Consider the following 25,004-nt stretch of genomic DNA (forward strand, 5'->3'; position numbering starts at 1 on the left):
CGTCAGGCGAACACGCCGGCCGTGTCCTGCATGCGCGCGGACACTTCGCCCAAGTGGTGCAGGGTGTCGCCGAACGTGAGCTCCAGCTGGGTGAGCTTCTTGAAGTAGTGGCTGCCGATGTATTCGTCGGTGACGCCGATGCCGCCATGCAGCTGCACCGAGTTCTGGCCGACGAAGCGCATCGCCACGCCCAGCTGGTACTTCGCGCGGGAGAGCGCACGCCGACGCTCGTCGGCCGGCGCATTGAGCTTCAGGCTGGCGTAGTAGCTCATGGAGCGGGCCAGTTCCTGCTGCATCTTCATGTCCGCCATGCGATGGCGCAGCGCCTGGAAGCTGGCGATGGGCACGCCGAACTGCTTGCGCGTGTTCATGTACTCCGCGGTGAGCGCCATGGTCTTGTCGATGACACCCACGGCTTCGGCGCAGGTTGCCGCGATGCCGATGTCGACCGCATGCTCCAGGGCCTTCAGGCCGTCGGCCGTCACCAGCGTGGCTGGCGCGTTCTGCAGATTCACCTCGGCGGCGCGGCTGCCATCCATGCAGACGTAGCCACTTGCGGTGACGCCTTGTGCCTTGCGCTCGACGAGGAACAGCTGCTGCTTGCCACCGGCAACGGCCGGCACCAGGAACGCGTCGGCCTGGTCACCGGCCGGGACGATGCTCTTGGTGCCGCTGACCGACCAGCCGCCGCCTTGCTGCGCGGCCTGGGTGTCGCAGACATCGAGGCGGTAGCGGGCCTTGCGCTCGATGTGCGCCAGCACGACCAGTGCCTCGCCCGAGGCGATCTTCGGCAGCCAGGCCGACTTGACTGCGTCGGGGGCATAGCCACTCAGCACGCCACCCGCGATCAGCGCCTGGCCGACCGGCTCCAGCACGATGCCGCGGCCCAGTTCCTCCATCACCACCATGCCCTCGACCGGGCCCATGCCCATGCCGCCCTGGTCGTCGGGAACGTAGAGGCCGGTGAGGCCCAGCTCGGCCAGTTCGCCGTAGGTCTTGCGATCAAAACCTCCCGCGCGCACGGCGGCGCGACGGCGCTCGAAGTCGTAGCTGCGGTCGACCCATTTGCGCACCGCGTCGCGCAGCTGTTCCTGGTCGTCGGAAAAATCGAAATCCATGTGTGCCTCCTCAGCCCAGGACGGTTTGGGCGACGATGTTGCGCTGCACTTCGTTCGACCCGCCGTAGATCGTCGTCTTGCGCAGGTTGAAGTACGTGGCCGCCAGCGGCGCGAGGCCCTGGGCCCCACCAGGGAAGTCACCCTGCCAGCCCGCTTCCATCGCTTCCTTGATGAAGGGAATGCTGAAGGGACCGCCCGCCAGCATCATCAGCTCGCTGTAGCGCTGCTGGATCTCGCTGCCCTTGATCTTCAGCAGGCCCGCGATGTCCAGCGAGTTCTTGCCCGATTTCTCGGCGGATAGCACGCGCAGCACCAGCATCTCCAGTGCCACGACGTCGACCTCCAGCTTCGCGATCTCGTCGCGGAAGCGCACGTCGTCCCACACGCCTTCGGCTTTCGCGATGCGCTTGACGCGCTCCAGTTCGCGCTTCGCGCGATTGACGTCGGCGATGTTGGTGCGCTCGTGCGAGAGCAGGTGCTTGGCGTACGTCCAGCCCTTGTTCTCCTCGCCGATCAGGTTCTCGGCCGGCACTTCGACGTTGTCGAAGAACACCTCGTTCACCTCGTGGCCGCCATCGAGCATGATGATCGGCCGCACGGTGACGCCGGGCGACTTCATGTCGAGCAGCAGGAACGAGATGCCGGTCTGCGGCTTGCCCTCGGTGCTGGTGCGCACGAGGTTGAACATCCAGTCGCCGTACTGGCCCAGCGTGGTCCAGGTCTTCTGGCCGTTGACGATGTACTTGTCGCCCTTGCGCTCGGCGCGGGTCTTGAGCGAGGCCAGGTCGGAGCCGGAGCCCGGTTCGCTGTAACCCTGGCTCCACCAGACCTCGCCGCTGGCGATACCGGGCAGGAAACGCTTCTGCTGCTCGGGGGAGCCGAACGCCATGATCACCGGCGCCACCATCACCGGCCCGAACGGGATGATGCGGGGTGCGCCCGCGAGGGCGGTCTCTTCCTCGAACAGGTGCTTCTGGATGGCGTTCCAGCCAGGGCCGCCGAACTGCTTGGGCCAGCCGTAGCCGAGCCATCCCTTCTTGCCCAGGATCTTGGCCCAGCGCTGCATGTCGTCGCGCGTGAGATGCAGGTTGTTGTGGACCTTGTGCGCGATGTCCTGGGGAAGGTTCTCGCGCACCCAGGCGCGGATCTCCTCGCGGAACTTCTGTTCCTCGGGCGTGAAGGCCAAATCCATGGTGGGTCGTCTCCGGTCTGCGGTACAGCCGGAGTTCTAGCACGCCCGTGCGCTTCAGCCCTGTCCGAGGCGCGACAAACCGAGCTGTTGCTGGAGGGATTGCACCGTGGCGCGCAGCTCGGCGAGATCGGTCTCGAGCTGCGCCACGCGGTCGTGCAGTTCGGCGCCGTCACCGGCTCGCACTGGCGATGGCGCCGGCTCCGAGGCTGCCGCCACCGGGCCGCACAGCAGGTGGGCCCAGCGCTGCTCGCGGGCACCCGGCGCCCGCGGCAGGCGAACGACCAGCGGACCGCCCTTGGCTTCCGGCCGCTCCTCCAGCTCTGCCAGGAACGCCTCGACCGACGAGATGTCGGCGAAGCGATGCCAGCGCTCGGCGTTGATGCGCAACTCGCCCGCAGTCTGCGGACCGCGCAGCACGAGGAGCCCGACGATGGCGGCCGACTGGTCCGGGATCGCCAGCGCACGCGGCGCGTTGTGCTCCCAGCGGGCGACGCGGCTGCCGCTGGATTCGAAGGCCAGCGACAGGCGCTTGAGTTCGTCGAGCGCCTCCTGCGCCTCGGCGTCGCTGACGCTCATCACCGGGTCGCGGCTGCTTTTCTGGTTGCAGCCCGCGACCACCGCATTGAGCGAGAGCGGATAGCTGTCGGGAACGGTGCGGGCCTTTTCCATCAGCGTGCCGAGCACGCGCGCTTCGATCGGTGTCAGGGGACGCATGGTCGGGATGGGACAATCGTGGTCTGCATGAAGAACATCGTGATTCTGATCTCGGGCGGGGGCTCCAACATGGCCGCGATCGTGCGGGCTGCCCGTGCACGCGACTGGGCCCGCCGCTGCGGCGCGCGCGTGGCCGCCGTGCTGAGCAACCGGGCCGATGCGGGCGGGCTGGCGTTCGCGCGCGAGCAGGGCATCGCCACGGCGGTGATCGACCACAAGACCTTTCCCACCCGCGAGGCCTTCGATGACGCGCTGGCTGCGCAGGTCGATGCGCACCAGCCCGCGCTGGTGGTGCTGGCCGGCTTCATGCGCATCCTCACGCCGGGCTTCGTGGCGCGCTACGCCGGCCGACTGGTGAACATCCATCCCTCGCTGCTGCCCGCGTTCCCCGGCCTGCACACGCACCGCCGGGCGATCGAGGCGGGTTGCCGGTTCGCGGGCGCCTCGGTGCACATGGTCACGGCCGAGCTGGACCATGGCCCCATCCTCGACCAGGCCGTCGTGCCCGTGCTGCCGGACGACACCGAGCAGGTCCTCGCCGCGCGCGTGCTGACGCAGGAACACCTGCTGTACCCGCGGGCCATCGAAGCCTGGCTGCAGAAAGGGCACTGAGGCATGCATCCCAAGGCATTGCTGGAAGCCTGCACCGACCTGCTGCAGCAGGTGCTGCGGCTGGACCATCCTGCGGACAGCGTGGTCTCGCGGTACTTCCGCGAGCACCGCGCACTCGGTCCGCGCGAACGGGCAACGCTGGCCGAGACTGTCTACACGGTGCTGCGTCGCAAGCTGTTGTTCGACCATCTCGCCCCTTCGGGCAGCGGTCCCAGGGCGCGCCGGCTCGCCATCCTGGGATTCCACGGGCCGCGCGACTTCCTGGCTGCCGCACTCACGCCGCAGGAGAAGGACTGGCTCGCGCAATGCGATGCCATCGATCCGCGCGACCTGCTCGAGCGGCACCGGCACAACCTGCCGGACTGGCTGGCGACGCCACTGAAGGAGCAGCTGGGCGACGAGTTCTGGGCCCTGGCGGAAAGCCTGAACCAGCCGGCGCCGCTGGACCTGCGTGTCAATGTGCTCACGGACAAGCGCGACGAGGTGCGCCAGGAACTCGCGCTCGCCGGCATCCAGGCCCAGCCCACGCCGCATTCACCCTGGGGCCTGCGCCTGGCCGACAAGCCGCCGCTGACGAAGCTGGACGCTTTCGCGCGCGGCGCGATCGAGGTGCAGGACGAGGGCTCGCAGTTGCTGGCGTTGCTGCTGGACGCCAAGCGCGGCGAGATGGTGGTCGACTTCTGTGCCGGGGCTGGTGGCAAGACGCTGGCGATCGGCGCGGCCATGCGCAACACCGGCAGGCTGTATGCGTTCGACGTGTCGGCGCACCGGCTCGACGCGCTGAAGCCGCGGCTGGCGCGCAGCAAGCTCAGCAACGTGCATCCGGCCGCCATCGCGCACGAGCGCGACGACCGCATCAAGCGGCTCGCCGGCAAGATCGACCGCGTGATCGTCGATGCGCCGTGCACGGGCCTGGGCACGTTGCGGCGCAATCCCGACCTGAAGTGGCGCCAGTCGCCCGATGGCCGTGGCCGAGATGACCGTGAAGCAGGCCGCGATCCTGCGCAGTGCAGCGCGGCTGCTGAAGCCCGGCGGCCGGCTGGTCTACGCCACGTGCAGCCTGCTGCAGGCCGAGAACGAGGCGATCGCCCTCGGCTTCACGGCCGAGATGGCGGAGTTCCGTCCGCTGCCGGTCGCGCAGATCCTGCGCGACGCCAAGGTCGACCCGAGCGGGCTCACCAGCGGCGGGGAGAGTGGGGAGGAGTTCCTGCGGCTGTGGCCGCATCGACACGGAACGGACGGATTCTTCGCGGCGGCATGGCAACGGAGTTGACGGATCTCAACAAAAGGCAAGTTCCTCGCAGGCGAACGCGCCAGTAACACGAAAAGCTGCCGTTCGGGAACCCCAAGCCCTAAAATCAATCGGATGGGTTGACGGTGTCCCGCCGTGCCCGATGCGAAAGAGATCCCGAACGTATGCTGCTTCCTGACTCGGCCGTCCTGTACGCGGCCACCGACTGGCTGGCCAACGGCCTCTGGAACCTGTCCTGGTGGCAGATCGTCCTGTACACGCTGGTGACCACGCACATCACGATCGCGTCGGTCACGATCTTCCTGCACCGCACCCAGGCGCACCGCGCCATGGACCTCGGGCCCATCCCGTCGCACTTCTTCCGCTTCTGGCTGTGGATCGGCACCGGCATGGTCACCAAGGAGTGGGTCGCCATCCACCGCAAGCACCACGCCAAGTGCGAGACCGAAGACGATCCGCACAGCCCGCAGACGCGCGGCATCGACACGGTGTTCTGGCGCGGCGCCGAGCTGTACCGCGCCGAAGCGAAGAACAAGGAGACCATCTCCAAGTTCGGCCACGGCACGCCGAATGACTGGATCGAGCGCAACCTGTATTCGCGCTACAGCTGGCAGGGCGTGGGCCTGATGCTGGTGCTGAACCTTGCGCTGTTCGGTGCCCTGGGACTCACCGTGTGGGCGGTCCAGATGCTGTGGATCCCGATCACGGCGGCCGGCATCATCAACGGCATCGGCCACTACTGGGGCTACCGCAACTTCGAGGCGCCTGACGCCAGCACCAACATCTCGCCCTGGGGCCTGATCATCGGCGGCGAGGAACTGCACAACAACCACCACACCTACCCGACCTCGGCCAAGTTCTCGGTCAAGAAGTACGAGTTCGACATCGGCTGGGTCTACATCTCGCTGATGCAGCGCATCGGCTGGGCCAAGGTCAAGAAGGTGCCGCCGAAGCTGCGCCTGGGTGCCATCAAGCCGGTGGCCGACGAGAAGACGCTGGAGGCGCTCATCGCGCACCGCTACGAGGTGATGGCCGGCTACGCGCGCGAGATGCGTCGCGTGTGCAAGGACGAGATCGCCGGGCTCAAGGCGAAGCAGGCCGACCTGTCGCCGCTGCGCGCCGCCAAGCGCTGGCTGCACCGCGACGACGACAAGGTGCCGGCGGCCGCTCGCGTGCACCTGCAACAGGCCCGCGCCGCGCACCCGGTGCTGGACCAGATGGTTACCATGCGCGAGGAACTGCGCCAGATGTGGATGAACACCTCGCACTCGCGCGAGCAGCTCGCGGCCGACCTGCAGGCGTGGTGCCACCGCGCCGAGGAGAGCGGCATCGAGGCGCTGCGGCAGTTCTCGCTGCGCCTGCGCGCCGCGCACGCCTGACCGGCTGCTGCCGCGAGACGAAAGGCCCCGATCGGGGCCTTTTTCATTGGTGCTCAGTCCTTGAGGTCGGCAGGCACCTTGCCCCCGTTGGCGGCCAGCTTCTGCATCACCTGCTTGTGCAGCCAGATGTTCATGCTGGCCGAGTCATTCTTGTCGCCGGTGTAGTGCAGTTCGTCGGCCAGCTGCTTGCGCGCCTGCAGGCTGCTGTCCAGGTCCAGCAGCTTCATCAGGTCCACGATGGACGTGCGCCAGTTCAGCTTCTGCGGGTTGTTCTTCGCCATGCCGTTCAGCACCGCCTCGACATCGACGGGTTGCTGTACCGGCGCGGCCGGCATCGCGGGTGCGGGCGAGGCCGGCGCTACTGCGCCGGCAACGGAAGCAGGCCCCGCCTGCGGCGTGACTTGCTGGGGCGCCGGCGCAGCTGTGGTGGTCGTTGCCTGCGGCTGCGATTCGCCGCGATGCAGGATCTTGCCGAAGATGGACGAGAGGATGCTCATGCGTTCTCCTTTGGATGGATGTGCCATCCATCCTCGACAGCGGGCCGCGCGCCCGGTGTCGGAGAACGGCGCGTTCAGGCCGTTCCCGAGGCCGTCGGGCGCGTGCGCACGGTCATCTCGATTTCGACCGAAGCATCCTTGGGCAGCTGGTACACGCCGACCGAGGTGCGCGTGTGGGCGCCGGCATCGCCAAGGACGGTCTTGAGCAGCGCCGAGGCCGCGTCCGCCACTTCGCTCTGCTGGGTGAAGGTCGCCGCCGACTGCACGTAGACGCCGACTCGCAGCACGCGTGCGATGCGGTCCAGGTCGCCCAGCTGCGCCTGCAGCAGGAGCAGGCCGCGGATGGCGCAGATGCGCGCCGCCTGCTGCGCTTCGGCGAGCGTGACCGACCCGCCGACGCGACCGGTGACCACGACTTTCCTGCCCACGCGCGGGACCTGCCCGCTCACGTACGCGACGTCCCCGTCGTGGACCACCGGCACATAGTCGCCGCCGCCCAGGATCGGGCCCTGGAACGTGTGGCCGGTGTCGGCGATGGCCTGTTGCAGGCGCTGGGTGCGGGTCGTCATGGGAGGAGCATGCCAAAAGAAAAAGGCCCGCGACAGCGGGCCTCCTGGATCCCCGCTTGCGCGAGGATGAAGCGATGCGGCGCGCGAAGCGCGCCTGTGTCACTTCAACTTGGTCTCTTTGTACTCGACGTGCTTGCGAGCCTTCGGGTCGAACTTCATGATCGACATCTTCTCGGGCATCGTCTTCTTGTTCTTGCTGGTCGTGTAGAAATGGCCGGTGCCCGCCGAGGACTCCAGCTTGATCTTCTCGCGTCCGCCTTTGCTTGCCATGGTGCTGCTCCTTCGCGGGGGTTAAGCCTGGTCGCGGGCGCGCAGGTCCGCCAGCACGGCTTCGATGCCGTTCTTGTCGATCAGGCGCAGGCCGGCATTGGAAATGCGCAGACGCACCCAGCGGTTCTCGCTCTCGACCCAGAAACGGCGGTATTGCAGGTTCACTTCGAACCGGCGCTTGGTCTTGTTGTTGGCGTGGGAAACGTTGTTCCCGACCATCGGGCCCTTGCCCGTCACTTCGCAGACGCGTGCCATGGAGCACTCCATCAATCAACGGCGGTCACTGGACGGTCAGGTCGGAATCGACCCGGCCTCGCGACCTGCCTCACCTCGCCAAGTGGGGTGGCGGTAACCCTGCGGCCACACGAAAGTGGCCAGCTCATGCCCCGCAGCCTTCCCAGGCGCGCGCAGCAAAGCCAACCATTATAGCCGGCCCGCGATGGACCGGTCGAGCGCACCCCAAGCCCAGCGTTCGGGCATGCACGGCGGCCCTAGAATTTCGGATCCACCGGGCCGGCCATGCACATCGACAAGGAAATCGACACCCGGGGGCTGAACTGCCCCCTGCCCATCCTGCGGGCCAAGAAGGCGCTGAGCGACCTCGCTAGCGGGCAGTTGCTGAAGGTGGTGGCCACCGACCCGGGGTCGCTGCGCGACTTCCAGGCCTTCGCCAGGCAGACCGGCAACGAGCTGGTCGAGCAGCAGCAGGTGGGCGACGAGTTGATCCACGTGCTGCGCCGCCGCTGAGGCGGCGCAGCCCGGTCAGAACTTCACCGACTTCAGGTATTCGCGGAATTCCGGCCCGACTTCGTCGTGCTTGAGCGCGAAGTCGACCGTGGCTTCCAGGAAGCCCTGCTTGCTGCCGCAGTCGTAGCGGCGGCCCTGGTACAGGTACGCGTGCACGCCTTCCGTGGTCATCAGGCGCGCGATGCCATCGGTCAACTGGATCTCGCCACCGGCGCCACGAGGGTTGTTGCGGATCATGTCGAACACGCCCGGCGTGAGGATGTAGCGCCCAGCCACGCCCATGCGCGAAGGCGCCTGGTCCGGATTGGGCTTCTCGACCATCTTCTCCACCTTGGTGAGGCGCTCGCCCGCGGGCTGGCCTGCCACGATGCCATAGCGCTTCACGTGGTCGCGCGGCACTTCCTGCACGGCCAGGATGCAGGTCTGGGTCTTCGCGAACTGCTCGACCATCTGGCCCAGCACGGACGGGCCGCCATCCGGCCCGCACATCAGGTCATCGGCCAGCAGCACGGCGAACGGCTCGTCGTTGACGAGCGGCTGGGCGCACAGCACGGCGTGGCCGAGACCGAGGGCGCGGGGCTGGCGGACGAAGGAGCAGAACATGTCCTCGGGCGCCAGCGAACGCACCAGGGCCAGCAGTTCCTTCTTGCCATGGGCCTCGAGCTCGCTCTCGAGCTCGTACGCGGTGTCGAAGTGGTCCTCGATGGCGCGCTTGTTCCGCCCGGTGACGAAGATCATGTGCCGGATGCCGGCGCCATAGGCTTCCTCGACCGCGTACTGGATCAGAGGCTTGTCCACAACCGGCAGCATCTCCTTCGGCTGTGCCTTGGTGGCCGGCAGGAACCGGGTCCCCAGTCCAGCCACCGGGAAGACTGCCTTGTTGATCCTTGTGACGTTTTTCATCGACTGGTGAATGCGTTGTGGTTAAAGTCCGGGCAGTTTTTCACGCGCTGCTGCCTCATCGCGGTTGCAGCGGCTGATCTTCCTGTCGGACAACGGCGCATTCACTGCAGTGGACATCTTACTGGTCGATCGCCTCGTGCCCGAGGCGCAGAGCTGGCTGAAGGAGCGGCACTCGGTCGAGGTGCGGCCCGAGCTTGCCGACGACCCCAGCCTGCTGCGCAGGACCATGTACAACGCCCGTGCCCTGGTGCTGCCGCGCAAGGCCGTGGTCACCAAGGAGTTCCTGGACTTCGCGCCACGCCTGACCGCCGTGGCCCGGCTGCACGTGGGCACCGACAACACCGACCTGGAGGCCTGCCGAGAGCGCAACGTGCGGGTCATCCATGCCAGCACCGCCAACGTGCGCTCCAACGCCGAATACCTGCTGGCCAGCATCCTGCTGCTCTACCGCCGCGGCATCGGCTCGGCCCTCAACGGCGATCGCAAGGCCGAGGTGCGCGTCGGCCGCGAACTGGCCAACAGCGTGGTCGGCATCTTCGGCCTGGCTGCGTCGGCGCACACGCTGGCCGGCATGCTGCACGGCCTGGGCGCCAAATTGATCGGCTACGACCCTGCCGTGCACCACACCGCGCCCATCTGGCAGCGGCTGAACATCCAGCCGGTGAGCGCCCAGGAAGTGCTGGCCCATGCGGACGCGGTCTCGGTGCAGGTGATCTACGCGTCGCGCTACCAGGGTTTCTTCAACGACAAGCTGCTGGCGCACTGCAAGCCCGGCCAGGTGTGGGTGGGCATCAGCCGCTCGCAGGTGTTCGATGTCCAGGCGTTCGCGCGCGCCTTGGGCGACGGGCGCATCGAGGCCGCGCTGCTCGACGGCGCCGAAGCCGGTTTCGCCTCGCGCGGCTCGCCGCTGCACGACGCCCACAACCTGTTCCTCACCCCCAGGCTGGGCACGCAGACGCGCGAGGCGCGCCAGCGTTCCAGCTGGTACGTGGCGCATCGCCTGCACGAGTCGCTGACCGCGCCCCCGCACGGGGTCTTCGAGCCGATGCCCACGGGGATGATGGATCTCGACGGGCACCGCTCCGCGCTGATCTAGCCCGCGCCCTGTGGCGTCTCAGTCGCGATGCTTGTCGGCCTCGGTGGTGAAGGCGTCGGCGTAGAACTCCTCCGGCGGCAGGCCGGCGACCGCGGAGTACTCTTCACGCGCTGAATCCACCACGATCGGCGCACCGCAGGCATAGACCTGGTGGCCCGACAGGTCCGGGAAGTCCTCCAGCACCGCCTTGTGCACGAAGCCCGTGCGGCCGGTCCAGTCATCCTCGGGAAGCGCGTTGGAGATCACGGGCACGTAGGTCAGCTGGCCCATCTCGGCGCATTTCGCGCGCACCCAGTCGTCCATGTACAGGTCGTGCGGGCGACGGCCGCCCCAATACAGCACCGCCGGCCGCGAGATGCCTTTGAACTGCATGTGCTCGATCAGCGCCTTGATCGGGGCGAAGCCGGTGCCGGAGGCCAGCAGCACCATCGGCTTGTCGGAGTCCTCGCGCAGGAAGAAGCTGCCGTACGGGCCTTCGACCCGCAGGATCTCCTTCTCCTTCATCGCGCCGAACACATGGTCGGTGAACTTGCCGCCGGGCATGTGGCGGATGTGGAGCTCGACCCCCGGCCCGTTGTGCGGCGCGTTGGCCATCGAATACGAGCGACGGGATGCGTCGCGCAGGATGAATTCGACGTACTGCCCCGCGTGGTAGCGCAGCGTGTCGTTGGCAGGCAGCTGCAGCTTCACCACCATCACGTCGTGCGACTTCTTCTCGAGCGACAGCACGCGCGACGGCATCTTCTTGATCGGGAACGCGCTCTCGTCGGTGACCTGCCGCGACTCGAGCACCACGTCGGAGTGCGCCACGGCACTGCAGGTGAGCACGTAGCCGTTGGCCTCTTCCTCGGCCGACAGCGCCTTGCTCTGATGCGCGCGGTGCGTCACCGTGCCCTCGAGCTTCCTGCACTTGCACGAGCCGCATGCGCCGTCCTTGCAGCCGTACGGCAGCCCGATGCCCTGGCGGATGGCGGCGGCCAGCAGTGCCTCGTCGGCATTCGCGCTGAAGGTCCTGCCGCTGGGCTGCACGGTCACCTGGAACGGGCCTGCGGCGGCCGGGGCGGTGGTCATGTTTGGGTATCCTCGATGGGACGTCGTCACTCGAACAGACGCGATTTTGCCTTCAAACCAGAGCCCTCTCGGCGCACCGCCGGCCCGCTTCCGTCGAGCGCGCGTCCTGATCGTCGGATGCGGCGACGTGGGCCTGCGCACGGCACGCCAGCTGCGCGGACGCGTGCGCCTGATGGCCCTGACCTCGTCACCCTCGCGGGTCGATGCACTGCGTGCACAGGGCATCACGCCCTTGCCGGGCAACCTCGACCGGCCCTCGACGCTGGCCCGGCTGGCGGGCATCGCGACGCATGTCGTGCACCTCGCGCCACCGCCCACTGAACCGCAGGCGCAGTGGTGGCGTGACACGCGCACCAGTGCCTTGCTGCGTGCGCTGCTGCTGCGCAGCCCGCCGGCCTCGCTCGTGTACGGGTCCACGAGCGGCGTGTACGGCGATTGCGGCGGTGAGCGGATCAGCGAGTGGCGGCCCGTTGCGCCCCGCACGCCGCGTGCGCAGCGGCGCGTCGATGCCGAAGCCGCCGTGCGGCACTTCGGCCGTGTCACCGGCGCGCGCGCGAGCATCCTGCGCATCCCCGGCATCTACGCGCCGGACCGCGACGGCGGCACGCCGCGCGAGCGGCTGCTGCGCGGCACGCCGGTGCTGCGCAGCGAGGAGGACGTGTACACCAACCACATCCACGCCGACGACCTCGCGCGTGCCATCGTGGCTGCGCTGTGGCATGGACGGTCGCAGCGCGTCGTGCATGCGAGCGACGACACCGAGTTGAAGATGGGCGACTACTTCGACCTGGCGGCCGACCTGTACGGACTGCCGCGGCCCCCTCGCGTGGCGCGCAGCACGGCGCAGGACGCGCTACCGCTCGTGCTCCTGAGCTTCATGAGCGAATCGCGCCGCCTGGACAACTCCCGCCTGAAACACGAACTGCGCGTGCGGCTGCGGTACCCCACCGTCGCGGCGGGACTGCGCGGGGGCTGACCCGGGGCGCCAGGGGCCGTGAGGCACAATTTAGGGCTCCCCTCCCGCCGCCCATGACCGACATCCTCCAGATCGCGCCGCGCGACAAGGCCGAGATCCTCGCCCAGGCACTCCCCTACATCCGCAAGTTCCATGGCAAGACCATGGTGATCAAGTACGGCGGCAACGCCATGACCGATCCCGAGCTGCAGGCCGACTTCGCCGAGGACATCGTGCTGCTCAAGCTGGTCGGCATGAACCCTGTCGTGGTGCACGGCGGCGGCCCGCAGATCGAGCAGGCCCTGAACCGCCTGGGCAAGAAGGGCGAGTTCATCCAGGGCATGCGCGTCACCGACGCCGAGACCATGGAAGTCGTCGAATGGGTGCTGGCCGGCGAGGTGCAGCAGGACATCGTGGGCCTGATCAACCAGGCCGGCGGCAAGGCGGTGGGCCTCACCGGGCGCGACGGGGGCCTGATCCGCGCGCGCAAGCTGAAGATGATCGACAGCAAGGACCCGACCAAGGAGCACGACGTGGGCCAGGTCGGCGACATCGTGGAGATCGACCCCTCCGTGGTGAAGGCGCTGCAGGACGACCAGTTCATCCCCGTCATCAGCCCGATCGGCTTCGGCGAGGCCAACGAGAGCTACAACATCAACGCCGACGTCGTCGCCGGCAAGCTGGCCACCGTGCTCAAGGCCGAGAAGCTGGTGCTGCTGACGAACACGCCGGGCGTGCTGGACAAGCAGGGCAAGCTGCTCACGGACCTGAGCGCGCAGGAGATCGACGGCCTGTTCGCCGACGGCACCATCTCCGGCGGCATGCTGCCCAAGATCAGCGGTGCGCTCGACGCAGCGCGCAGCGGCGTCAATTCGGTCCACATCATCGACGGCCGCGTGCCGCATTCGATGCTGCTCGAGATCCTCACCGAGCAGGCGTACGGGACCATGATCCGGTCGAGATAAGGGCGGTCCGGCAGTGCGTCTTCTCCTCGTCGAAGACGATGTGATGGTGGCCAGCGGCATCAAGCTGGGCCTCTCGGGCGCGGGCTACGCGGTGGACTGGGTCGGCACCGGCGAGCGCGCCGAGGAGGTGCTGCGCAGCGAGGTGTTCGACGCCGCCATCATCGACATCGGCCTGCCGCAGATGGACGGCCTGGAGCTCACGCGACGCCTGCGCCGGCCCGACATGGCCAGTCGCAAGATGCCGGTGCTGATCCTCACCGCGCGCGACGCGCTGCAGGACCGGGTGCAGGGCCTGGACCTCGGCGCCGACGACTACATGGTCAAGCCGTTCGAGCTGCCGGAGTTGCTGGCGCGCCTGCGTGCGCTGCTGCGCCGATCGCAGGCCGCCACCAGCGCGGTGCTCAGCTTCGGGCCGGTGGAACTCGATACGGCCAACCGCCGGGCCAGCGCCGTGCACGACGAACAGCGCACACCGATCGAGCTGGGTCCGCGCGAATGGACCGTCCTCGAGTACCTCCTGATCCACGCGCCCAAGCCGGCCAGCAAGGAAAAGCTGCTGCAGGCCCTCACCGGCTGGGACAAGGAGATCACGCCCAACGCCGTCGAGGTCTACATCTCGCGCCTGCGCGGCAAGCTGGAGCCGCACGGCGTGGCGCTGCGCTCGATCCGGGGCTTTGGCTACCGGCTCGAACTGCAGGGCGCGCTGCAGCCGTGATGCGCTTCCTGCCGGCCCGCGGGGGCAGGGCGCCCGCCGCGGGCCGCATGCTCTCGGGGCTGCGCCGCCGGCTGCTGGTGATGCTGCTGCTGCCGCTGGTGGTGCTGGCGCTGCTCAACGCCTGGTTCGACTACCGCTCCGCCGACAACGTGGCCGAGCAGCAGGACCGTCGGCTCGCAGCCCTGGTGCCGCTGCTTGCCGATTCCGTCATCGGCGAGGCGCCCCATGCCGGCGATCCGCCCGTGATGCTGCTGGCACCCGCGCTGGCGGAATTCCTCAAGGACCACAACGGCTCGGCCGTCTTCGCCATCGCCGACCCGGACGGCCACCTGCTCGCCGGCGAACCGTGGCTGGCGGCTGCCCTCGCGCCCACCTCGCCCGAGCCCGAATTCCACACCGAGGAGAACCGGGGCACCACCTGGCGCATCGTGCGGCAGCGGCAGCAGACGGTCCTGGGCGAGGTGATGGTGGCCCTGGCCGATGGCTCCGACTCGCGCCAGCAATGGGCGCGTTCCATCCTCTACAAGGTCCTGCTGCCCAACCTCATCCTGATCGGCGCCGCGGCGTTCGCGGTGGGCTGGGCGGTGGAGCGCGCGCTCGCGCCGCTGCTCGCGCTGAAGGAAGCGGTGGAGCGTCGCTCGCCGCGCGACCTGAGTGCCTTCGACGACAGCCGCTCGCCCGAGGAGGTGCGGCCGCTGGTGCAATCGCTCAACCGGCTGTTCGGGATGGTCAACGCGCACGCCGAGAGCCAGCGGCGGTTCGTCGCGGATGCGGCGCACCAGCTGCGCACGCCGCTCGCCGGCCTGCAGGCCCAGGTGGAGGCCTGGGCGCAGGCCGTTGACGGCCACCAGCCCGGGTCCACGCTCCAGCTGCAGGCCGAGCAGGTGAACAAGCTGCGCGGCGCCACGCGCCGCACCTCGCAGCTGGCCAACCAGCTGCTGGCCCTGTCGCGCGCCGATGCGCGCACGATGCAGAACCAGCCGCAGCAGCGGGTCGACCTGAAGGCGCTGTGCGAGGACATGCTGGGCACGCACCTCGATGCGGCCAGTGCCAAGCACATCGACTTGGGCCTGGACGCGCAGCCGGTGCAGGTGCTCGGCCACGACTGGCTGCTGCGCGAACTGCTGTCCAACGTGGTGGACAACGCCGTGAAGTACACGCCCGCGGGCGGCACCGTGACCATCCGCTGCGGGCTGGTCGGCGAGAGGGCGCTGCTCGAAGTCGAGGACGACGGCCCCGGCATCCCGGTCGACGAACGCGCCCGGGTCCTGGAGCGGTTCTACCGGGTGCAGGGCACGGGCGGCGAGGGCAACGGCCTGGGCCTGGCCATCGCCCAGGAGATCGCGCGCGTGCACCACAGCCAGCTGGTGTTGCAGGGAGGCCTCCACGGGCGCGGGCTGCGGCTGTCCGTGCTGCTCGAACCGGCGCCGACGATGGCCGCGTTGTAAGCACCTACTTGGGCGTTGGGCCGCGCATTTGCGTGGCTTCAAGCCAACGGTGGCTGCCCATCCGTGTGCGAGAATGAACCAAACCCATCCATTCAACGTGCCCATGTCCGACGCCGACCTCAGCACCTCCGCCTCTGCCGCCGCCCTCGAGACGGCGCCCGCCCGCAAGCGTCCCAAGCCGGGCGAGCGGCGGGTGCAGATCCTGCAGGCGCTGGCGATGATGCTGGAGCAGCCCGGCGCCGAACGGATCACCACCGCCGCGCTGGCCGCGCGGCTGGACGTCAGCGAGGCGGCGTTGTACCGCCACTTCGCCAGCAAGGCGCAGATGTTCGAAGGCCTGATCGAGTTCATCGAGCAGAGCGTGTTCACCCTGGTCAACCAGATCCTCGAGCGCGACGCTGGCACCGACGACGCGGGCGGGGCCGGACGTCGCCAGGCCAGCCGCATCGCCGGGATGCTGGTGCAGTTCGCCGAGAAGAACCCCGGCATGACGCGCGTGATGGTCGGCGACGCGCTGGTCTACGAGAACGAGCGCCTGCAGCAGCGCATGAACCAGTTCTTCGACAAGATCGAGGCCACGCTCAAGCAGTGCCTGCGCGGCGTCGCCGAGACCGACGGCTCGGCCACGCCCAGCGTCGATGCGCAGGTGCGCGCCTCCATGCTCACCGCCTTCCTGGTTGGCCGCCTGCAGCGCTTCGCGCGCTCCGGCTTCCGCCGCAGCCCCTCCGAGCACCTCGAGGCCAGCCTGGCCTGCATGCTCTAGTCCTTGCTTCGCACGCGATCCGGCCCGCGCCGGATCGTTCTTCTCCGATGTTGCGCATTTCCCTGGCCGGCCACGAGGCGCTGCTGCACGCCAGCGGTGCGCTGCTGCTGCCTGCGACCGGTGCCCTGCTGGTCGCCGACGCCCACTTCGGCAAGGCGGTGAGCTATCGCAAGCTGGGCGTGCCCGTGCCGGAGGCCACGACCACCGCCACGCTGCACGACCTGACCAAGGCGATCGCCGAGACGTCCGCGCGCCGCGTCGTGTTCCTCGGCGATTTCCTGCATTCGGCGCGGTCGCATGCGCGCGAGACGCTGCAGGCGCTGGCGGAGTGGCGCCAGCTGCACGCGCACGTGGACCTGACCCTGGTGCGCGGCAACCATGACGAGCGAGCGGGTGATCCGCCGCCGAGCCTCGGCATCGCCGTGGTCGACGAGCCGCTGCGCGTCGGCGACTTCGCGTTGTGCCACCACCCGCGGCCGGTGCCGGGCGCCTACGTGCTGGCGGGCCACTGGCATCCCTGCGTCAGCGTGCGTGGCCGCGCCTACGACCACCTGCGGCTGCCGTGCTTCTGGTTCGGGGACGACAGCGGACAGCCGGGTGCACACGCCGTGGGCGTGCTGCCTGCGTTCGGCAGCTTCACGGGCATGCATCCGATCGATCGCCGCGAAGGCGACCGGCTCTATGCGATCGCCGACGGCCACGTGCGGGCGCTGCCCGCCGCGACCGTCGCCTGATCAGGCCGCGGGAAGTCCGACCTTCGCTGCGGCCGCGCCGATCTCGCCCCAGGTCGCGGCATCGATCGCGATGCCATCGCGCCGGCGCTCTTCGCGGGCCTTCCGTTCGGGATCCCCGGCCAGCAGCACGCCGTCGGTGCCGGGTCCGGGCGGGCTCTTCTGCAGCCAGTCGACGAACTCGAGCGCCTCACGCGTGAAGGTGTCGGCCGTGCCCAGCCGCTGCGGGTCGATGACGATCGCCAGCATGCCGTTGTAGACCGAGCGTGCCTGGTCCGCGGGACGGTGCCAGGTGCCGCCGCCGGTGAGCGCGCCGCCCAGCAGCTCGCACGCGACGGCCAGGCCATAGCCCTTGTGCTCGCCGAACGTCATCAGCGCGCCGAAGCCGCCCTTGGGCTGCGGCACCACGACGACGCCGGGATCCGTGGTCGGCCGGCCGTCCTCGTCGATCAAGGTCCCGGGTTCGGCGCGCTTGCCGGCGTTGTGCGCCACGCGCATCTTCCCCTGCGCGACGCGGCTGGTCGCGAAGTCGAGCACGAAGGGCTCGCGTGCTTGCAGCGGCACGCCGATGCAGCAGGGGTTGGTGCCGAAGCGGCCGTCGCCACCGTGCCAGGGCGCGACCACCGGCCGCGACAGCACGTTGACGAAGTGGATCGAGACGAGGCCCTGCGCCACCGCCATCTCGGCGAAGTGGCCGATGCGGCCGAGGTGGTGCGCCTGGCCCAGGGCCATGACGCAGCTGCCCACGTCTTTCGCGCGGGTGATCGCCAGTTCCATCGCCTGCACGCCGACGACCTGGCCGTAGCCGCGCTGGCCGTCGAGGGCAAGGAGCGCTCCGGTATCCAGCGTCACGCGAGCCGAGGTGTTGGGCTTGAGGCCGCCCTCGAGCACCGCATCGACATAGCGCGGCACCATGCCCACGCCGTGCGAATCGTGGCCCGAGAGATTGGCCAGCACGAGGTTGGCCGCGACGGCTTCGGCTTCCTCCGTCGAACTGCCCGCCTTGCGCAGGATGGCCGCGATGCGCGCCTGCAGCTCCGGCGCCTGGATCGTGATTCCCGCCGCCATCACATCACCGCCCCGACCTGCCACGGCACGAACTCGTTCTGTCCGTAGCCGTGCTTCTCGCTCTTGCTCGCCTCGCCCGACGCGGTGGCGAGCACCAGCCGGAAGATGCGCTCGCCCATCTCCTGCACCGACGACGTGCCGTCGATGACCTCGCCGCAGTTGATGTCCATGTCCTCCTCCTGCCGCTGCCACAGCGCCGAGTTGGTGGCGAGCTTGAGCGACGGCGAAGGCGCACAGCCGTACGCCGAGCCGCGGCCGGTCGTGAAGCAGATCATGTTGGCGCCGCCGGCCACCTGGCCCGTGGCGCTGACCGGGTCGTAGCCCGGCGTGTCCATGTAGACGAAGCCATGCGCCGTCACCGGCTCGGCGTATTCGTACACCGCCTGCAGGTTGGTGGTCCCGCCCTTGGCCACCGCGCCCAGCGATTTCTCGAGGATGGTGGTCAGCCCGCCGGCCTTGTTGCCGGGCGACGGGTTGTTGTTCATCTCGCCTTCGTTGACCTTCGTGTAGTGCTCCCACCACTTGATGCGCGACACGAGCTTCTCGCCGACTTCGCGCTTCACGGCGCGCCGCGTCAGCAGGTGCTCGGCGCCGTAGATCTCGGGCGTCTCCGACAGAATGGCGGTGCCGCCATGGGCCACCAGCAGGTCGACCGCCGCGCCGAGCGCCGGGTTGGCGCTGATGCCCGAGTAGCCGTCGGAACCGCCGCACTGCAGGCCGATGGTGATGTGCTCGGCGCTGCAGGGCTCGCGCCGCACGCGGTTGGCCTGCGGCAGCATCTCCTTCACGAGCGCGATGCCGCGCTCCACGGTCTTGCGCGTGCCGCCGGTGTCCTGGATGTTGAACACGCGCAGCGTTTCGCCTTCGCGCAGGCTCGAATGCGCGAGCCAGGCATTGATCTGGTTGGCCTCGCAGCCGAGGCCGACCACGATCACGCCCCAGAAGTTTGCATGCGTGGCATAGCCGGCAAGCGTGCGCTCCAGGATGTGCATGCCCAGGCCTTCGGTATCCATGCCGCAGCCGGTGCCGTGCGTGAGCGCCACCACGCCGTCGATGTGCGGGTAGTCGGCCAGCGCCGCCGGGTTGGTCTGGCGCGAGAAGTGGTCGGCGATGGCACGCGCCGCCGTCGCCGAGCAGTTCACGCTGGAGAGCACGCCGATGTAGTTGCGCGTCGCCACGCGGCCGTCGGCGCGCTTGATGCCCATGAAGGTGGCCTGCTGGCGCACCGGCTCGGGCTTCACGTCGGCGCCGAAGGCGTAGTCGCGCTCGAAGGCGCCGCCTTCCGGTCCCATCCAGAGGTTGTGCGTGTGCACGTGCTCGCCGGCCTCGATCGGCTTGCTCGCGAACCCGATGATCTGGTTGTAGCGCCGCACCGGCTCGCCGGTCGCGATCGCACGCGTGGCCACCTTGTGGCCGGGCGGCACCAGGCCGCGCAGGGTGACGCCGTCGACGACCGCGCCGCCCACCAGCTGGGCGCGCGCGATCAGGACATCGTCGTTGGGATGGAGGCGGATGAAGGGGGTCATCAGAAGAACAGCTTGGGCAACCAGAGCACCAGTTTCGGGAAGTAGGTGATGACGACGAGTGAACCCAGCAGCGGCACGAGCCAGGGCAGGATCGCCACCGTGGTGCGCTCGACCGACAGCCTGGCCACGCGGGCGAGCACGAACAGCACCATGCCCATGGGCGGGTGCAGCAGGCCGATCATCAGGTTCAGCACCATCACCAGTCCGAAGTGGACCAGGTCGATGCCCAGTTGCTGGCAGATCGGCACCAGGATCGGCACGAGGATGGTGATGGCGGCGGTCGGCTCCAGGAAGCAGCCCACGAACAGCATCAGCAGGTTGGCCAGCAGCAGGAACACCCAGGGGTCCTTGGTGAACGCCAGCACCCACTCGGAAATGGCTGCCGTGACGCCGGTCGCGGTCAGCATCCAGCCGAAGATGCTGGCGGCCGCCACGATGAACAGCACCGTCGCCGTGGTCTCCACGGTATCGAGGCAGACCTTGACGAACAACGCCCAGCTCATGGTGCGGTACCAGAACAGCCCCAGCACCATGGCCCAGAGGCAGGCCGCGATGGCGCCTTCGGTCGGCGTGAACAGGCCGGTGGTCATGCCGCCGATCAGCAGGACGGGCGTCATGATCGGCAGCACCGCCTGGAACTTGAACATCCTGTCCGCCGCGAACAGCAGCACCAGGCCGGTCAGCACGGTGGCCTGCGCCGGCAGGCCGAGCTTGGCCACGAGCAGCCACAGCAGGGTGGGCCAGCCGATCACGACCGCAAGTTCGCCCAGCGCCTTGAGCACGCGAGGCCATTCGAACTTGATGTCCGCGCCCCAGCCGTTCTTGTGCGCGTAGTAAGCCACCGTCAGCATCATGAGGATGGCCATCAACGCGCCCGGCAGGATGCCCGCGAGGAACAGCGCGCCCACGCTGACGTTGGCCATCATCCCGTAGATCACGAACGGCAGCGAGGGCGGGATGATCGGGCCCAGCGTCGCCGAGGCCGCGGTGACGCCGACCGCGAACTCGATGTCGTAGCCGTGGTCCTTCATGGCCTTGATCTCGATCGTGCCCAGGCCGGCGGCGTCCGCGATGGCGGCGCCGCTCATGCCGGCGAACACCACCGAGCCGAGCACGTTGACATGGCCGAGACCGCCCTTGAGCCAGCCCACCAAGGCCAGCGCGAAGTTGTAGATGCGGTTGGTGATGCCGGCGTTGTTCATCAGGTTGCCGGCGAGGATGAAGAACGGCACCGCCAGCAGCGGGAAGCTGTCGATGCCGCTCACCATGCGGTGGATCACCACGAAGGGCGGCGTGGTCTGGGCCCACAGCAGGTAGATCAGCGACGCACCGGCCATCGCGATGGCCACCGGCAGGCCGCCGGCCATCAGGAACAGGAAAACGACTTTGAGCAAGGCTATCCCGGGGGTCAGCCCCGGTCCTCCATCGTGGATTCGGGGCGTTCCAGCACGGTGTAGCCGCGCTGCAGGTGCACGCGCATCACCCACACCGAGCGAAGCAGCATCGCGCAGAAACCGATCAGGCAGACGCCGTACACCAGGTTCATCGGCAGGTCGATGATGGTCATGCGGGCGTTGCCGAGCTTGAGCATCATCTGCACGGTGAGGATGACGGTCGCGCCGAAGAACAGGATGCGCAGCACGTCGACCAGCCTTGCCAGCCAGCGACACATCGCGGCGGGCATGTGGCGGTAGAAGAAGTCCACCTGGATGTGGTTGTTCTTGGCCACGCCGACCACCGCACCGATGAACACGGTGGCGATGAGCAGGTAGCGCGCGATTTCCTCGGTCCAGGAGGCCGAGTCGTTCATCACGTAGCGGGTGAAGAACTGGTAGAAGACCGTCAGTCCCAGCAGCCAGAAGAAGCCCAGTGCGAGCCAGGCTTCGGGCGGGGTGCCGCTGAGATCCACGGCCTCGTCCTGGGCGTGGAACTCGCCATCGTCGCCCATCACCTTGGGACCCGCCAGCGGGTCCGCGGGGATGGAGGAGGCGGCGCCCGCCGCCGCCGTGGTGCTCGTGGAGGGCGCCTGCATCACTTGATCGCCTGGATCTTGTCGTAGTCGGCCTGGCGGTAGCCCTGGTCGGCCGGCTTGGTCGCCTTGAGCACGGCCTGGGCGAAGGCCTTCTTGTCGACCGTGATCACGTTGAGGCCCTTCTTCTTGAATTCGTCGGTCAGGCGCGTTTCGGAGGCGACGATGTCGCGGCCGGCCTTCTCGGCCGCTTCCGTCATCACGTCGGAGAAGATCTTCTTGTCGGCGTCGGACAGCTTGCCCCAGGTGGAGCCGGACACCACCGTCAGCAGCGAGTCGACGATGTGGCCGGTGAGCGAGATGTTCTTCTGCACTTCGTAGAACTTCTTGGCCTCGATCGTCGGCAGCGGGTTCTCCTGCGCCTCGACCGTGCCGTTCTGCAGGGCGAGGTAGACCTCGGCGAACGCGATCGGGGTCGGGTTGGCGCCCAGCGCCTTGGGGAACGCCAGGTAGGCCGGCGCGTCGGGCACGCGGATCTTCAGGCCCTTCATGTCCTCGGGCTTGGCGATCGGGCGGTTGCTGGTGACGTGGCGCGCGCCGTAGTAGGTCATCGCGGTGATGTGGTTGCCGCTGGCCTTGTCGTAGCCGGACGCGAGGTCCTTGAAGACGTCGCTCTTGGCGTACTTGAACTGGTGCTCTGCGTCCCGGAAGACGAACGGGAAGTACGAGATGGCCAGCGGCGGGTAGCTGCGCGCGGCGAAGCTGGCGCCGGTGAGGACGATGTCCACGGTGCCCAGCTGCAGGCCCTGGTTGATGTCCGATTCCTTGCCGAGCGTGGAGGCCGGGAACACCTGCACCTCGTAGCGGCCGTTGGTGCGCTTCTTGATCTCGTCGCCGGCCCAGACCGACCACTTGTGGAACGGCTCCGAGGTCTCGTAGACGTGGGCCCACTTCAGCTTGGTCTGCGCGAACGCCGGGGCGGCCGCGGTGGCGGCCAGCGCGCAGGCGGCGAGCAGCTTGAGGGTGAGGCGTTTGTGCATCGATGTCTCCTTCATTGGTGGTTCTGGCGTCAGGAACTGTTGGCGCGGCGCCAGCTCGCGCTGTATCGGGTGTAGGCGCGCTGCAGGTGGTGGTGCATCGCGGCGCGCGCGGCCTGCGCGTCGTGCTCGCGGATCGCGTCCAGCACGGCCTGGTGCTCGACCAACGCCGCATTCCACGACGGCGGGTTCTCGAAGTGGTCGCTCATCCGCGCGAACAGCGGGCCGCTGCGCGCCTGCCAGTAGCCGACCACGGTGTCGCGCAGCACCTCGTTGCCGCAGGCCTGCGCGATCGCTTCATGGAACAACTCGTCGCCTTCGCGCGGCACCACGCCGGCGTCGGCATCCTCCTGCATGCGTTCGAGCGCGCCGGCCATGGTGGCGATCTGCGCCTTGCGCGCGTGGCGCGCCGCCAGTGCGGCGACCTCGCCCTCGACCAACTCGCGGGCGCGCATCAATTCGAGGGGTCCCCATTCGGCAGGCCCGGCGGCGTGGCCGCTGCTCGGTCGCGCATGGCCGTTGCCCTGCACCTGCGGCCGGATGTACACGCCGGAGCCCACGCGCACCTCGACCCAGCCTTCGACCTCCAGCGCGATCAGCGCCTCGCGCACCGAGGGCCGGCTCACGCCCAGCTGGCGCGCCAGGTCGCGTTCGGCCGGCAGGCGGCTGCCCGTCGCGAACTCGCCAGCCGTGATCAGCCCGCGCAGCTGCTCGGCGATCTGCCGGTACAGGCGTTGCGATTCGACGGCTTGGAGAGGCATGGGGCGGCTAGGGCCGGAAGCTAGGGGTTACGCTGATTGGCCAAGTGGTCAGGCCAGTTACTATCGCGCCGGATGACTGGAGGCGCATCCGGCCAAACCCGGAGGCTGGCTGTTCCCCTGGTCCCTGGACCCTAGTCTCTAGCCCTTACGAAGGAGCACGCCAGTGCGACTGAAGAACAAGACCGCCCTCGTCACCGCCGCGGGCCAGGGCATGGGGCGCGCGTGCGCGCTCGCCCTGGCCGCCGAGGGCGCGCAGGTGTGGGCGACCGACGTCAAGGCGTCGCTGCTCGCCGGCTACGAAGGCGTGGCCAACGTGCGCGCCCTGCCGCTGGACGTGCTGGACAAGGACGCCATCCAGCGCGTCGTCGCGCAGATGCCGGCCATCGACGTGCTGTTCAACTGCGCCGGCTACGTGCACGGCGGCACCGTGCTGCAGGCCACCGACGACGAGTTGAACTTCGCGTTCAACCTGAACGTGCGGGCGCAGTTCTGGGCCATCCAGGCCGTGCTGCCGAAGATGCTGGCGCAGGGACGCGGCGGCAGCATCATCAACATGGCCTCGGTGTGCGGCAGCATCAAGGGCCTGCCCAACCGCTTCGTCTACGGCACCACCAAGGCCGCGGTGATCGGGCTGACCAAGAGCGTGGCGGCCGACTACGTGGCCGACGGCATCCGCTGCAATGCGCTGTGCCCCGGCACCGTCGACACGCCGTCGCTGCAGGACCGGATCAATGCCAACGCCGATCCGGAGGCCGCCCGCAAGGCCTTCGTGGCCCGCCAGCCGATGGGCAGGATCGCGCAGGCCGAGGAGATCGCGCCCCTCGTGGTGTTCCTGGCCAGCGACGAAGCCACGTTCGTCACGGGGCAGGCCTATGCCATCGATGGAGGGATGACGATTTGAACCAGCTCGACTTCCAGGGCCGCCACGCGGTCGTCACCGGCGGGGCCACGGGCCTCGGCTACGCGATCGCCGAACGGCTGGTGAACTCCGGCGGCACCGTCACGCTGTGGGACCGCGATGACGCGGCTGCCCAGCAGGCCGCCGTGAAGCTCGGCGCGCGTGCGTCGGCGGTGCAGGTGGACGTGGCCGACTACGCATCGGTGCTGCAGGCCGTGAAGCGCACCGTCGCCAAGGCCCAGCGCATCGATGCGCTGGTCAACAGCGCCGGCATCACCGGTCCCAACACCAAGGTGTGGGATTACCCGCCCGACGCTTGGCGGCAGGTGTTCGAGGTCAACGTGCATGGCCTGTTCCAGTGCTGCCGCGAGATCGCGCCGCTGATGCGCCAGCAGGGCTACGGACGCATCGTCAACATCGCCTCCGTCGCCGGCAAGGACGGCAATCCCAACGCCAGCGCGTACAGCGCCAGCAAGGCCGCTGTGATCGCGCTGACCAAGTCGCTGGGCAAGGAACTGGCCGACGTCGACGTGCGCGTGAACTGCGTGACGCCGGCCGCGGTGAAGACGGCGATCTTCGACCAGATGACGCCCGAGCACATCCAGTTCATGCTGTCCAAGATCCCCATGGGCCGCTTCGGCACGCCCGAGGAAGTGGCCGCGCTGGTCGGCTGGCTGTGCACCGAGGATTGCTCGTTCTCCACCGGCGCGGTCTTCGACCTGTCCGGCGGCCGCTCGACCTACTGAAC

27 protein-coding genes and 1 pseudogene are annotated in these 25,004 nt (G+C 68.6%); 13 read left to right on the forward strand and 15 right to left on the reverse strand.

Going from position 1 to position 25,004, the window contains the following annotated elements; genetic code table 11:
- Positions 1–2 precede the first annotated feature (2 nt).
- The 3 genes from ACPWT1_RS09020 to ACPWT1_RS09030 are packed head-to-tail and all read right to left on the reverse strand — an operon-like array spanning position 3 to position 3,024.
- Entirely contained in the window at positions 3–1,118 is a 1,116-nt protein-coding gene (locus ACPWT1_RS09020) for an acyl-CoA dehydrogenase family protein (protein ID WP_427915038.1), read from the reverse strand.
- Positions 1,119–1,128: 10 nt separating this feature from the next.
- On the reverse strand, positions 1,129–2,310 hold the full coding sequence (locus tag ACPWT1_RS09025) for an acyl-CoA dehydrogenase family protein (RefSeq protein ID WP_427915039.1): 1,182 nt from the start codon (positions 2,308–2,310) through the stop codon (positions 1,129–1,131).
- 54 nt (positions 2,311–2,364) lie between these two features.
- Complete coding sequence (locus ACPWT1_RS09030; protein ID WP_427915040.1) at positions 2,365–3,024, reverse strand: YceH family protein; 660 nt, start codon at positions 3,022–3,024, stop codon at positions 2,365–2,367.
- Positions 3,025–3,051: 27 nt separating this feature from the next.
- Between ACPWT1_RS09030 and purN the strand changes: the two genes are divergently transcribed.
- From purN to ACPWT1_RS09045, 3 genes and pseudogenes are all read left to right on the forward strand, one after another.
- Positions 3,052–3,636, forward strand: a complete 585-nt coding sequence (gene purN / locus ACPWT1_RS09035) for a phosphoribosylglycinamide formyltransferase (RefSeq protein ID WP_427915041.1) — start codon at positions 3,052–3,054, stop codon at positions 3,634–3,636.
- A 3-nt stretch (positions 3,637–3,639) separates the two neighbouring features.
- Positions 3,640–4,909, forward strand: a pseudogene (locus ACPWT1_RS09040) (RsmB/NOP family class I SAM-dependent RNA methyltransferase).
- Positions 4,910–5,052: 143 nt separating this feature from the next.
- Positions 5,053–6,267, forward strand: a complete 1,215-nt coding sequence (locus ACPWT1_RS09045) for a DesA family fatty acid desaturase (protein ID WP_427915042.1) — start codon at positions 5,053–5,055, stop codon at positions 6,265–6,267.
- A 53-nt stretch (positions 6,268–6,320) separates the two neighbouring features.
- On the opposite strand, the gene ACPWT1_RS09050 is transcribed toward ACPWT1_RS09045, so the two are convergent.
- The 4 genes from ACPWT1_RS09050 to rpmB all read right to left on the reverse strand — a co-directional run bounded on the left by ACPWT1_RS09050 (position 6,321) and on the right by rpmB (position 7,858).
- Complete coding sequence (locus tag ACPWT1_RS09050) at positions 6,321–6,764, reverse strand: DUF3597 domain-containing protein (RefSeq protein ID WP_427915043.1); 444 nt, start codon at positions 6,762–6,764, stop codon at positions 6,321–6,323.
- Between the two features lie 74 nt (positions 6,765–6,838).
- On the reverse strand, positions 6,839–7,333 hold the full coding sequence (locus ACPWT1_RS09055; RefSeq protein WP_427915044.1) for a RidA family protein: 495 nt from the start codon (positions 7,331–7,333) through the stop codon (positions 6,839–6,841).
- 99 nt (positions 7,334–7,432) lie between these two features.
- A complete protein-coding gene (rpmG, locus tag ACPWT1_RS09060; protein WP_340060315.1) occupies positions 7,433–7,603 on the reverse strand; it encodes a 50S ribosomal protein L33 in 171 nt (56 codons plus the stop codon).
- Between the two features lie 21 nt (positions 7,604–7,624).
- Positions 7,625–7,858, reverse strand: a complete 234-nt coding sequence (gene rpmB, locus ACPWT1_RS09065) for a 50S ribosomal protein L28 (RefSeq protein ID WP_427915045.1) — start codon at positions 7,856–7,858, stop codon at positions 7,625–7,627.
- A gap of 264 nt (positions 7,859–8,122) precedes the next feature.
- Between rpmB and ACPWT1_RS09070 the strand changes: the two genes are divergently transcribed.
- Positions 8,123–8,350 (forward strand): sulfurtransferase TusA family protein, encoded by a 228-nt coding sequence (locus tag ACPWT1_RS09070; protein ID WP_427915046.1) that lies wholly within the window; start codon positions 8,123–8,125, stop codon positions 8,348–8,350.
- 15 nt (positions 8,351–8,365) lie between these two features.
- Here the strand turns inward: ACPWT1_RS09070 and galU are convergent, their stop codons facing one another.
- The gene (gene galU, locus ACPWT1_RS09075; protein ID WP_427915047.1) at positions 8,366–9,253 is read right to left on the reverse strand and encodes a UTP--glucose-1-phosphate uridylyltransferase GalU; all 888 of its coding nucleotides are present in this window, start codon (positions 9,251–9,253) and stop codon (positions 8,366–8,368) included.
- 109 nt (positions 9,254–9,362) lie between these two features.
- Between galU and ACPWT1_RS09080 the strand changes: the two genes are divergently transcribed.
- Positions 9,363–10,349, forward strand: a complete 987-nt coding sequence (locus ACPWT1_RS09080; protein WP_427915048.1) for an NAD(P)-dependent oxidoreductase — start codon at positions 9,363–9,365, stop codon at positions 10,347–10,349.
- Positions 10,350–10,367: 18 nt separating this feature from the next.
- Here ACPWT1_RS09080 and ACPWT1_RS09085 read toward each other — a convergent pair whose 3' ends face one another.
- The gene (locus ACPWT1_RS09085) at positions 10,368–11,420 is read right to left on the reverse strand and encodes a CDP-6-deoxy-delta-3,4-glucoseen reductase (protein ID WP_427915049.1); all 1,053 of its coding nucleotides are present in this window, start codon (positions 11,418–11,420) and stop codon (positions 10,368–10,370) included.
- Between the two features lie 46 nt (positions 11,421–11,466).
- On the opposite strand from ACPWT1_RS09085, the gene ACPWT1_RS09090 reads away from it, so the two are divergent.
- The 6 genes from ACPWT1_RS09090 to pdeM all read left to right on the forward strand — a co-directional run bounded on the left by ACPWT1_RS09090 (position 11,467) and on the right by pdeM (position 17,000).
- On the forward strand, positions 11,467–12,396 hold the full coding sequence (locus ACPWT1_RS09090; RefSeq protein WP_427915050.1) for an NAD-dependent epimerase/dehydratase family protein: 930 nt from the start codon (positions 11,467–11,469) through the stop codon (positions 12,394–12,396).
- 53 nt (positions 12,397–12,449) lie between these two features.
- Entirely contained in the window at positions 12,450–13,340 is an 891-nt protein-coding gene (gene argB, locus ACPWT1_RS09095) for an acetylglutamate kinase (RefSeq protein ID WP_427915051.1), read from the forward strand.
- Between the two features lie 13 nt (positions 13,341–13,353).
- The gene (locus tag ACPWT1_RS09100) at positions 13,354–14,055 is read left to right on the forward strand and encodes a response regulator (RefSeq protein WP_427915052.1); all 702 of its coding nucleotides are present in this window, start codon (positions 13,354–13,356) and stop codon (positions 14,053–14,055) included.
- Positions 14,056–14,102: 47 nt separating this feature from the next.
- A complete protein-coding gene (locus ACPWT1_RS09105; protein ID WP_427915527.1) occupies positions 14,103–15,503 on the forward strand; it encodes a sensor histidine kinase in 1,401 nt (466 codons plus the stop codon).
- A gap of 103 nt (positions 15,504–15,606) precedes the next feature.
- A complete protein-coding gene (gene slmA / locus ACPWT1_RS09110; protein ID WP_427915053.1) occupies positions 15,607–16,266 on the forward strand; it encodes a nucleoid occlusion factor SlmA in 660 nt (219 codons plus the stop codon).
- Between the two features lie 47 nt (positions 16,267–16,313).
- The gene (gene pdeM, locus ACPWT1_RS09115) at positions 16,314–17,000 is read left to right on the forward strand and encodes a ligase-associated DNA damage response endonuclease PdeM (protein WP_427915054.1); all 687 of its coding nucleotides are present in this window, start codon (positions 16,314–16,316) and stop codon (positions 16,998–17,000) included.
- On the opposite strand, the gene ACPWT1_RS09120 is transcribed toward pdeM, so the two are convergent.
- The 6 genes from ACPWT1_RS09120 to ACPWT1_RS09145 all read right to left on the reverse strand — a co-directional run bounded on the left by ACPWT1_RS09120 (position 17,001) and on the right by ACPWT1_RS09145 (position 23,358).
- Complete coding sequence (locus ACPWT1_RS09120; protein ID WP_427915055.1) at positions 17,001–18,065, reverse strand: malate/lactate/ureidoglycolate dehydrogenase; 1,065 nt, start codon at positions 18,063–18,065, stop codon at positions 17,001–17,003. It abuts the gene before it with no gap.
- Positions 18,065–19,591, reverse strand: a complete 1,527-nt coding sequence (locus ACPWT1_RS09125) for a UxaA family hydrolase (protein WP_427915056.1) — start codon at positions 19,589–19,591, stop codon at positions 18,065–18,067. Before ACPWT1_RS09125 ends, ACPWT1_RS09120 begins: the two co-directional genes overlap by 1 nt.
- Positions 19,591–20,985 (reverse strand): TRAP transporter large permease, encoded by a 1,395-nt coding sequence (locus ACPWT1_RS09130; protein ID WP_427915057.1) that lies wholly within the window; start codon positions 20,983–20,985, stop codon positions 19,591–19,593. The genes ACPWT1_RS09125 and ACPWT1_RS09130 overlap by 1 nt, the downstream gene beginning before the upstream one ends.
- A gap of 14 nt (positions 20,986–20,999) precedes the next feature.
- Positions 21,000–21,539 carry a TRAP transporter small permease gene (locus ACPWT1_RS09135; protein WP_427915528.1) on the reverse strand — a complete coding sequence of 180 codons (540 nt, stop codon included), beginning with the start codon at positions 21,537–21,539 and terminating at the stop codon, positions 21,000–21,002.
- An 83-nt stretch (positions 21,540–21,622) separates the two neighbouring features.
- Positions 21,623–22,600, reverse strand: coding sequence for a sialic acid TRAP transporter substrate-binding protein SiaP (locus ACPWT1_RS09140; RefSeq protein WP_427915058.1), 978 nt, complete (start codon positions 22,598–22,600; stop codon positions 21,623–21,625).
- Positions 22,601–22,629: 29 nt separating this feature from the next.
- The gene (locus tag ACPWT1_RS09145) at positions 22,630–23,358 is read right to left on the reverse strand and encodes a FadR/GntR family transcriptional regulator (RefSeq protein ID WP_427915059.1); all 729 of its coding nucleotides are present in this window, start codon (positions 23,356–23,358) and stop codon (positions 22,630–22,632) included.
- A gap of 163 nt (positions 23,359–23,521) precedes the next feature.
- On the opposite strand from ACPWT1_RS09145, the gene ACPWT1_RS09150 reads away from it, so the two are divergent.
- The gene (locus tag ACPWT1_RS09150; protein WP_427915060.1) at positions 23,522–24,259 is read left to right on the forward strand and encodes an SDR family oxidoreductase; all 738 of its coding nucleotides are present in this window, start codon (positions 23,522–23,524) and stop codon (positions 24,257–24,259) included.
- Positions 24,256–25,002 (forward strand): SDR family NAD(P)-dependent oxidoreductase, encoded by a 747-nt coding sequence (locus ACPWT1_RS09155; protein WP_427915061.1) that lies wholly within the window; start codon positions 24,256–24,258, stop codon positions 25,000–25,002. The genes ACPWT1_RS09150 and ACPWT1_RS09155 overlap by 4 nt, the downstream gene beginning before the upstream one ends.
- Positions 25,003–25,004: the final 2 nt, after the last annotated feature.

Source organism: Ramlibacter sp. MMS24-I3-19 (assembly GCF_050320135.1).
GTDB lineage: Bacteria > Pseudomonadota > Gammaproteobacteria > Burkholderiales > Burkholderiaceae_C > Ramlibacter.

Bases quoted from the DNA above. Each gene is read 5' to 3' on its own strand.
- ACPWT1_RS09135 (WP_427915528.1), bottom strand. From the start codon at position 21,539: ATGGGCGACGATGGCGAGTTCCACGCCCAGGACGAGGCCGTGGATCTC.
- ACPWT1_RS09145 (WP_427915059.1), bottom strand. From the start codon at position 23,358: ATGCCTCTCCAAGCCGTCGAATCGCAACGCCTGTACCGGCAGATCGCC.
- ACPWT1_RS09125 (WP_427915056.1), bottom strand. From the start codon at position 19,591: ATGACCCCCTTCATCCGCCTCCATCCCAACGACGATGTCCTGATCGCG.
- slmA (WP_427915053.1), top strand. From the start codon at position 15,607: ATGTCCGACGCCGACCTCAGCACCTCCGCCTCTGCCGCCGCCCTCGAG.
- ACPWT1_RS09020 (WP_427915038.1), bottom strand. From the start codon at position 1,118: ATGGATTTCGATTTTTCCGACGACCAGGAACAGCTGCGCGACGCGGTG.
- galU (WP_427915047.1), bottom strand. From the start codon at position 9,253: ATGAAAAACGTCACAAGGATCAACAAGGCAGTCTTCCCGGTGGCTGGA.
- ACPWT1_RS09030 (WP_427915040.1), bottom strand. From the start codon at position 3,024: ATGCGTCCCCTGACACCGATCGAAGCGCGCGTGCTCGGCACGCTGATG.
- ACPWT1_RS09120 (WP_427915055.1), bottom strand. From the start codon at position 18,065: ATGGCGGCGGGAATCACGATCCAGGCGCCGGAGCTGCAGGCGCGCATC.
- ACPWT1_RS09070 (WP_427915046.1), top strand. From the start codon at position 8,123: ATGCACATCGACAAGGAAATCGACACCCGGGGGCTGAACTGCCCCCTG.
- ACPWT1_RS09105 (WP_427915527.1), top strand. From the start codon at position 14,103: ATGCTCTCGGGGCTGCGCCGCCGGCTGCTGGTGATGCTGCTGCTGCCG.
- purN (WP_427915041.1), top strand. From the start codon at position 3,052: ATGAAGAACATCGTGATTCTGATCTCGGGCGGGGGCTCCAACATGGCC.
- ACPWT1_RS09140 (WP_427915058.1), bottom strand. From the start codon at position 22,600: ATGCACAAACGCCTCACCCTCAAGCTGCTCGCCGCCTGCGCGCTGGCC.
- ACPWT1_RS09050 (WP_427915043.1), bottom strand. From the start codon at position 6,764: ATGAGCATCCTCTCGTCCATCTTCGGCAAGATCCTGCATCGCGGCGAA.
- ACPWT1_RS09025 (WP_427915039.1), bottom strand. From the start codon at position 2,310: ATGGATTTGGCCTTCACGCCCGAGGAACAGAAGTTCCGCGAGGAGATC.
- ACPWT1_RS09055 (WP_427915044.1), bottom strand. From the start codon at position 7,333: ATGACGACCCGCACCCAGCGCCTGCAACAGGCCATCGCCGACACCGGC.
- pdeM (WP_427915054.1), top strand. From the start codon at position 16,314: ATGTTGCGCATTTCCCTGGCCGGCCACGAGGCGCTGCTGCACGCCAGC.
- ACPWT1_RS09045 (WP_427915042.1), top strand. From the start codon at position 5,053: ATGCTGCTTCCTGACTCGGCCGTCCTGTACGCGGCCACCGACTGGCTG.
- ACPWT1_RS09085 (WP_427915049.1), bottom strand. From the start codon at position 11,420: ATGACCACCGCCCCGGCCGCCGCAGGCCCGTTCCAGGTGACCGTGCAG.
- argB (WP_427915051.1), top strand. From the start codon at position 12,450: ATGACCGACATCCTCCAGATCGCGCCGCGCGACAAGGCCGAGATCCTC.
- rpmB (WP_427915045.1), bottom strand. From the start codon at position 7,858: ATGGCACGCGTCTGCGAAGTGACGGGCAAGGGCCCGATGGTCGGGAAC.
- rpmG (WP_340060315.1), bottom strand. From the start codon at position 7,603: ATGGCAAGCAAAGGCGGACGCGAGAAGATCAAGCTGGAGTCCTCGGCG.